At 32.0% G+C, this 7,794-nt stretch carries 6 protein-coding genes; 5 read left to right on the top strand and 1 reads right to left on the bottom strand.

The window, feature by feature from the left end:
- The first annotated feature begins 602 nt into the window (after nucleotides 1-602).
- From GXX20_05555 to GXX20_05535, 5 genes are all read left to right on the top strand, one after another.
- Entirely contained in the window at nucleotides 603-1,637 is a 1,035-nt protein-coding gene (locus GXX20_05555; protein ID HHW31125.1) for an NAD(P)-dependent oxidoreductase, read from the top strand.
- 99 nt (nucleotides 1,638-1,736) lie between these two features.
- Nucleotides 1,737-3,122: a carbohydrate ABC transporter substrate-binding protein gene (locus tag GXX20_05550; protein HHW31124.1), complete on the top strand. Its 1,386-nt coding sequence runs from the start codon at nucleotides 1,737-1,739 to the stop codon at nucleotides 3,120-3,122.
- Nucleotides 3,123-3,214: 92 nt separating this feature from the next.
- A complete protein-coding gene (locus GXX20_05545; protein ID HHW31123.1) occupies nucleotides 3,215-4,156 on the top strand; it encodes a sugar ABC transporter permease in 942 nt (313 codons plus the stop codon).
- The gene (locus tag GXX20_05540; GenBank protein ID HHW31122.1) at nucleotides 4,156-4,995 is read left to right on the top strand and encodes a carbohydrate ABC transporter permease; all 840 of its coding nucleotides are present in this window, start codon (nucleotides 4,156-4,158) and stop codon (nucleotides 4,993-4,995) included. The genes GXX20_05545 and GXX20_05540 overlap by 1 nt, the downstream gene beginning before the upstream one ends.
- A gap of 75 nt (nucleotides 4,996-5,070) precedes the next feature.
- Complete coding sequence (locus GXX20_05535) at nucleotides 5,071-6,084, top strand: DUF4432 family protein (protein ID HHW31121.1); 1,014 nt, start codon at nucleotides 5,071-5,073, stop codon at nucleotides 6,082-6,084.
- 275 nt (nucleotides 6,085-6,359) lie between these two features.
- Here GXX20_05535 and GXX20_05530 read toward each other — a convergent pair whose 3' ends face one another.
- Nucleotides 6,360-7,484, bottom strand: a complete 1,125-nt coding sequence (locus GXX20_05530; protein ID HHW31120.1) for a hypothetical protein — start codon at nucleotides 7,482-7,484, stop codon at nucleotides 6,360-6,362.
- Nucleotides 7,485-7,794: the final 310 nt, after the last annotated feature.

Genomic DNA, 7,794 nt, shown 5'->3' with positions numbered 1-7,794 from the left:
ATTAGTTCCATAAGAGTATCTCCTTTTCTGTGATTATTGTGGTTCTTCATAAATTACATGATATCACAGGAGAGATACTCTTATCTTTTATTTTTTGGTTTTTTCCCAAAGTAATTTTACACTAACCATATTTTTTGCAACAATTTATCATACTTTTTGTTTTATAAATTATTTCAAATTTCAATTTAAATAATACAAAGTATTTGTTTTAATTCTAATTAATACACAAAATAATAATCTTACTAACTAAAATTAAAAAATATCATTATTATATATATAATACCGTCCTTTTATTCTTATTAATGATATGTCAATAAATATCATTATATGAGTTACATTATCATAAAATTAAACACAACTTTAAAATAGTATGTTGACAAAATATATTAAATCGGATTATACTAAATGTGATAGCGCTATCACATTATAATTATATTCAACATTTTTATTTCCTCTAGTTCACTTAACAGTACGCGTATTAATCGACATTAAATACCATGACTTACTTTTAAATAATATTTATTAACATAATCCATCAAATTTATATCATTATAATTCATCACATATCAATAACAAGTGAAATTCAAAGGGGGACATTATTAATGGAAAAAGTCTTAGTAACTGGCGCAACTGGACGTCTTGGCGCAAATATAGTAAATCTCCTTATAAAACGTGGTTATGAAGTGCGTGCTTTTGTAATGAAAGATGACCCTGAACTTTGCAAATTAAAAAATCTAAATTGCGAGATTTTTTACGGGAATTTTCTCGATTTTAATAGTATTGAAGATGCTGTTAAAGGAATGGACCGTGTTCTTCATATAGGCGCAGTAATGTATAGACCTCCATCTATGTCAGAACTTACATATTGGAATCTTAACGTTACAGGAACTTTTGTATTAACACGTGCTTGTATAAAACATAATGTTAAAAGGCTTTTATATGCAAGTACTGATGCAACATATGATGCAAAATCATGGATTCATTTACCAATTAATGAAAATCATCCCCAAAGGCCAACTTCTCTATATGGCGTACATAAACTCTGTGGAGAACAAATCGTCCTTGAAGCCATGAGGGAAACAGGTTTACCAGTTACAATTACTCGCTTTGCCTCCATAATGATTAATGATGAAATTCTCAATTTTTTCACTATACGCTATATTCTGGCAGTATGTCGCGGAACTATGAGTAAAGCATATACTAATATAAATCCTAATAAAATACCCGATACCCATATACCAGTAGAAAAAGCAATGAAAGATCCTATGCAATTATGTATTCCTCGTGGACGCGATTTTCGTTCATGGCGTTTTCACATTTGTGATATTCGTGATACAATGGAAGGAATTCTACTTGCTATGACTAAAGATGAGGCAGTTGGTGAAGTTTTTAATATAGGATATTATCGAGCATTTACATGGGAAGAGATAATTAAATATATTGCTGAAAAATCAAACCAATCTTATGTAGATCTTTGTCTTGATGCTTTCTGGGAATTTGAACTCTCTTGTGAAAAAGCACAAAGACTACTTGATTTTTCACCAAAATATGATTATAAAACTATGATTGACGATGCATTCCGTTATAGAGCAGGAGAAGATTTAGGATTAATTCAAGGACAGTCATATTTCAAATAATGTTTGTTATACGTAGCTAATTGTTTTGAAAAATCAATTAAATCATAACGAATTCAGTTTTTTCTTTTAAATAATAAAAATAAAAAAGGAGAGATAAAAATGAAATATCGTACTTTTTTTCGCGTTTTTTCGCTGATTATTTCAATCATCATGATTGCATCTGTTGTTGTAGGATGTTCGCAGAAAACCGATAAAAGCACAGATTCAACATCCACTATTACTAGTTCAGATTCATCATCTCCTTCAACTACATTAGATGAAAATCCAGATTCGCCTTCAATTAAAAATCTCACTGAGATTCCTGACGTAACTATCGAAGCATTAATTCTTGCTGATGCAGAACCAGATCTACCAGGGCAATACTTTGGAGAATTTATGAAACGTTATCCTTCCATCAAAGTCGACCTTCAACTTATAACTTCTGGAGGAACAATTGCTGCAATTCAACCTCGTGTAGCTGCAAATAATCTTCCTGATATCTTCCATGGTGGCTCAAGTGAGTATTTCATAAAGCTTGCTGAAGAAGGTTGGCTTATGGATATAGGAGATTTGGAATGTTTTCAGAATATGTCAGAAAGTATGAAAGCTGTATGTACTTCTCCTAGCGGCATTCGGTTTAATATTCCTCCAGCAGATGGATTAGTAGGTATGTTTTGTAATATGGACCTCTTTAAAAAGGCAGGACTTGAAGTTCCAAAAACTTGGGATGAATTCATTGAAGTGTGTAAGGCTTTTAAGAATAAGGGAATCGTTGCTTTAAACCTTGGTGGAGGACATAAAAGTTCTGTTGCACATTTCTTAGCATGTACCGGGATAACATATAATATAACTAAAAATAGTCCAGAAAAGATCAATGAATTCATAAACTATGAATATGATTTTCAGTCTAAAGAATTTATGGATTTTCTTAAAAAAATTCAACTTTTGATAGATATTAATCCATTTCCTGAAGGATATCTTGGTATGGATTATAACACTGCTAATGCCTATTTTATAAATGGCAATAGTGCAATGTATATCCAAGGTACTTGGTTCTGCGCTGATGCGTTATATAACGATTTTGAATGTATTTTTACTACTGCACCATGGAATAATACTATTGAAGAAGCTGGTTATATTAGTATACCAGAAACTGGCATGCTTTTTTCAAATAAGACTTCTAGAGAACGTAAAATTGCAGCAAAACTAGCTGCAGAATTTATCATGGGTGATGGTTATTACATTATTCAAAACCGCCGTGCATGCATTCCACCATATCCTGTAGATAAATATCCCAAGGGTGTAAAATTAGATGAACGAATAGTTTCTGCGCTTTCTGAGGCAGAAAGTAAAGGTCTAACAACTTATACACATATATTCCAGTACTTACCTAGTGTTATTTATAGTGAATTACCAGCATTAATTCAGGAAATGCTTTCTGGACAATCTACAGCTGAACAGGTTGCAGCTTCTCTTATAGAAATACAAAGAACTGAAAAACCTTAACTTAATTCTTCTTGAATGTTTAACAAAAAAGCTGCCTGAACATTATATTTAATATAATGTTCAGACAGCTAACAAGAAGGGTAGGAATAAATATGGTATCATTTAATACTGTCAAAAAAGGTACAAATATAAAATACAAAAACGTAAATTCTATTGAAATAAAAAACGAATTATATTACTTTTTATTTACAGTACCCGCTTTAGTTATTCTATTTATTTTTCTTATTATTCCTCTAACAATGGGATTTTTTATGAGTTTTACCGATTGGGATGGTATTTCTACAACTGTTAACTTTGTGGGATTAAAAAACTATTCAAGTGTTCTCACTACAAACAGATTTAGAACTGTTTTAAAAAATACATTTTATTTAATGATTCTTTTTATACCAATAATGAATGCGTTAGCCGTAATAATGGCTGTATTGGTTTCTACTTTGAAAGCAAAGCTGGCAAATTTTTTTAAATCAGCAATCTTTTATCCCAATCTTCTCTGCTTAATAGTGGTAGGTTTTGTTTGGAGGTTAATATATGACTACAATAACGGACTCATCAACTCAACCTTAAGGTCTATTGGTCTAAATTCACTTGTCAAAGATTGGATTGGAGATCCTAATATGGTTATGAATTCCATAGCTGTAGTCTTTATATGGAGCTGTGTTGGTTATTACCTGCTAATCTATGCAGCTGGAATTATGGCAATTCCCAATGATCTTTATGAAGCTGCTGAAATTGAAGGATGTGGAGAAATAAAGAAATTTCGCTTTATCACCTTGCCCATGTTAGCACCATCTATAACAAGAAGCATTGTACTTTCCACAACTTTAGTATTTAGCTCCTTTGGCTTGATTCTTGCTCTATCAGATGGTGGCCCTGGTTACGCCTCTCAAACATTACCTTTAGAAGTATACCATTATGCGTTTATTCGCTTTAGAACAACACAGGGATTAGCCGCAGGTATGATACTAGGTTTACTTGTATCAATATTAATAATAATTGAACTGAACTTCTTACTTAAAAGAGAGGAGATTTACTAATGACAAATAAAAATCATAAAAGAATTAACAAAGTAATAACAGTTGCAATTCTCTCCTTCTACAGTTTCTTTTCTCTAATCCCTTTATGGTATATTCTAAATAATGCATTTAAAACCAGGGAAGCCATTATTAAAACGCCCTATTATTTAACTCCTGAAACATTTGATCTTTCAGGTATAATTGGTGTTTTTACGAGCATGGGGTATCCTTCATTACTAAAAAATAGTGTAACTTATCTTGTTTTAGCATCAACAGTAATGATAATTTGTGGAGGTATGGCCGGTTTTGCATTAGGACTTAGTCGCAGCAAAAAAATGAAAATTCTAAATTATTTTATTACTTGTTTAATAACAGTACCTTTTCAGGTTTATATGATTCCTCTAGTTATAGTAATGAGACAATTGGGTATAATTTCAACATATGTTGGTGTGTCGCTTGTATTTGCTTCAGTTTCTCTTCCATTTACAATATTTCTTTACACAGGTTTTGTTAAAACAGTTCCTCGTGAACTTTATGAAGCAGCTAAAGTGGATGGAGCTTCTACATTTCAGATACTCGTTAAAATTTATATGCCATTAATGAAGGCTGTTACAGGTTCTGTCCTTATCCTCCGTGGTGTATCTATTTGGAATAACGAGATTATTCCAATTGTAACTGTACACCAAACAGCTAAATATACTCTTGTACTTGGTCTCTATCGTTACGTATCAGCAAATACTACAAAATGGGATTATGTGTTTGGAGCATCATTGCTAGTTAGTTTACCAATTACAATATTATTTTTACTTTTTCAAAAATCATTTGTTAAAGGTATAACTAGTGGTTCTGTTAAAGGATAATGTTTAAAGTTTTATTTTATTAATTGTAAAAATAGTTTAATTATATTATTTCAAAAGAGAAAGAGGGCATAGTTCATGATTAAAAAAGATTTACTTAAATATACTGGTAATATAAATCAATATGCTGGCATAACAACTTTTATTTACAATGATGGGAAAGGTAAAGGAATAGAAGCTTACAGGGTTAAGACGGGTACTACTTTAGATTTTACAGTACTTAAAGATAGGTCTTTTGATATCTTTGAAGCTAGTTACAAAGGTATTAACTTAATGTATATGACTCGAAACGGCTTAGTAAATCCTTATTATTATTATCCAGTAGAAGATGGTTTTGGAGCTACAATGACAGGCGGTTTGCTTTTCACCTGTGGACTAAAAAATGTAGGTGGAGGCGTCCGCGATATAAATGGTTATTATCATTTCACTCATGGTCGAAATCATGTAATGCCATCTGTAAACTCTTATGCAAAAGCTTTATGGGAAGGAGATAACTATAAATTTGAATTAGGTGGATATGTTCCCGACACTTTATTTGGTGGCAGCAGTCTGGTTCTTTTTAGAAATATTATATCTGCTATGGATTCAAAAGAGATAGTTATAAATGATAGTGTAGAAAACCAAAACTCATGTGAAGAAGAATTTATGTTATTGTATCACTTCAATTTCGGATATCCATTCATAGATGAAGATGCAGAGATAATAATTAATAGTCCTGCTAAAGTAAAACCATTTGATGATTTTTCAAAAGAACAACTAAAAAATAGGCTAAAGTTTGCACCTCCAAACGATCATTTTCCTGATTGTAACTATTTACACGATATAGAATCAGATGAAAATGGTTTTGTAACAGTAAAAATAGAAAATAAAAAACATGGTTTCGGTGTTTACATAAAGTTTAAAAAAGATACTCTTCCCTACTGTAACATTTGGAAATCAGTAGCTACTGGTCGCTATACTCTTTCTGTTCAACCTTCAAACTGTCAGTTGCTCAATCGTGTAAAAGAGCGTGAAAATGGTACGTTAAAGAAAATATCAAGTTTTGATCAAGTTAAACATAAAGTCATCCTAGGAATATATGATTTAGAGTAGTAAGTGAATCTATCTTCATCATCAAACAGTGTTTGACATAAATATGAGTTGATAATAAAGAAAATTTTAATGATAACGTACTTACAAAGAACTTACTCTTTGATGGCATTTATCCTTTTTGAGGATAAATGCCATCTTTGCAATATTATATGTTAAATATCCATCTGAATTTAATATTACTTTTAATCTCTAAAGCGAAACCTTTGAAAAGACTTGTCTATTTTAAACCATTCGTATTCAAACTCTATTTCTATATTATTTTTTCGTTACTTATATTAATACTTCCCATACTTTAACCCAGCCTCTGCAAAGGCGCGGATATTCTCTTCAGGGGTGCCTTCACTAAAATAATCTGAAGTGCAAAGTATAAAGTTTTCTCTCTTCTTTGCTTTAGTCAGTATCTCTTTAACCCTTTCCTCAATCTCTTCAGGAGTTGCTTCTTTCAAGAAACTAACCTGATCAATGTTACCGCAGAGAGTTATGCTTTTATCTATTGTTGAAAGGGCTGTGTCGAAATCTGTGTCTCCATAAGGAGGAGGAGTTAGCGATTCGTATACATTCATTTTTATGCTCGAATAAAGAGGAAGCAAAGCAGCAGCATCACCACAGTTGTGATATAGATAAGCAGCTCCCATATCCTTAATAATCTTACAATGCTCAATTTCCAGATCCAAAATATATTTTTTAAAGAAACTTGGACCAACCATTGTGGCTGTTGCCATGTTACCTCCGGCACACAGCATATCTGCTCCTGCTTTTATGTACTGACGGGCTATTTCTCTTGTCCTCCTTGGAAAATAGTTACACATGCCTGCAAATAATTGAGGATTTATATATGGGTCTAGTAACAGATCTTCAAGTCTCCTTACCATTCCAATTGAATTAAATGCTCCTTGAATCCAGGGAGCAGCTATACCATCATCACCTATAAGTTCCAATGCACGGGCAACTATGGAACAGTCACATTCCGGTACAGGTGGCTGGTATTTTACAAACTGTTTAAAATCTTCTTCATCTTTAATAAAATACTCTATTGGAGCTTCAACTACTTCATTGGGGGTTATTTGGCAGTATCCCTTTATTTGTCTCAGTTCTCTCTCAGGTGTACGGATAATTGTAGTTACTTCCCACTTTCTTTCGTCAATTTTTTTAGTAAATTCAGTGACCCTCCAGTTTTTTGAGTCACAGATTTTCTCATCTCCAAAAGCTGCCACATTACAAGTCCTTAACATTATATCAAAGCCATAATAATTATAGATCTCAACACCCTTTTCTACCATGTCGACATCCTGCGATCCATAAAATTCACTGATATAATTAGTCCATATAAAGGGTGAAACAGGTACTCTGTCTACTGCTTCTCCTCTTATTACTGCAAGCAGTCTTTCTCTTTTTGTCACATTTTTCTCCCCCTCTTAATATTCTTCCCCAAAATCCCTAAGAAAAAGTAATAAATCAATAAATACAAATAATTAACAATTAAATTAAATATATAAAATAAATGTAAATAAGAAACAGCAATTATAATCTTAATAATTTATTGAAGTAAAGTATTATATGCTATTTTTAGGTCCAGTCTTTATATATTTATTGCAAAATAGAAACGGACAAAGTTGCAAAAAAAATTCCCCAGTTTTGCAACTATGAATTCCCCACTATTGCAAAAGGCCATTGAAGGCACCACACCAAAATAATATCCTTGTGATTGAT

This window comes from Clostridiaceae bacterium (assembly GCA_012840395.1).
Lineage (GTDB): Bacteria > Bacillota > Clostridia > Acetivibrionales > DULL01 > DULL01.
Note: the sequence above shows the minus strand (reverse complement) of the source record. Positions and strands in the feature narration are given on the sequence as shown.

Coding starts and splice junctions, on each gene's coding strand:
- GXX20_05545 (HHW31123.1), top strand. CDS start 3,215: ATGGTATCATTTAATACTGTCAAAAAAGGTACAAATATAAAATACAAA.
- GXX20_05550 (HHW31124.1), top strand. CDS start 1,737: ATGAAATATCGTACTTTTTTTCGCGTTTTTTCGCTGATTATTTCAATC.
- GXX20_05555 (HHW31125.1), top strand. CDS start 603: ATGGAAAAAGTCTTAGTAACTGGCGCAACTGGACGTCTTGGCGCAAAT.
- GXX20_05535 (HHW31121.1), top strand. CDS start 5,071: ATGATTAAAAAAGATTTACTTAAATATACTGGTAATATAAATCAATAT.
- GXX20_05540 (HHW31122.1), top strand. CDS start 4,156: ATGACAAATAAAAATCATAAAAGAATTAACAAAGTAATAACAGTTGCA.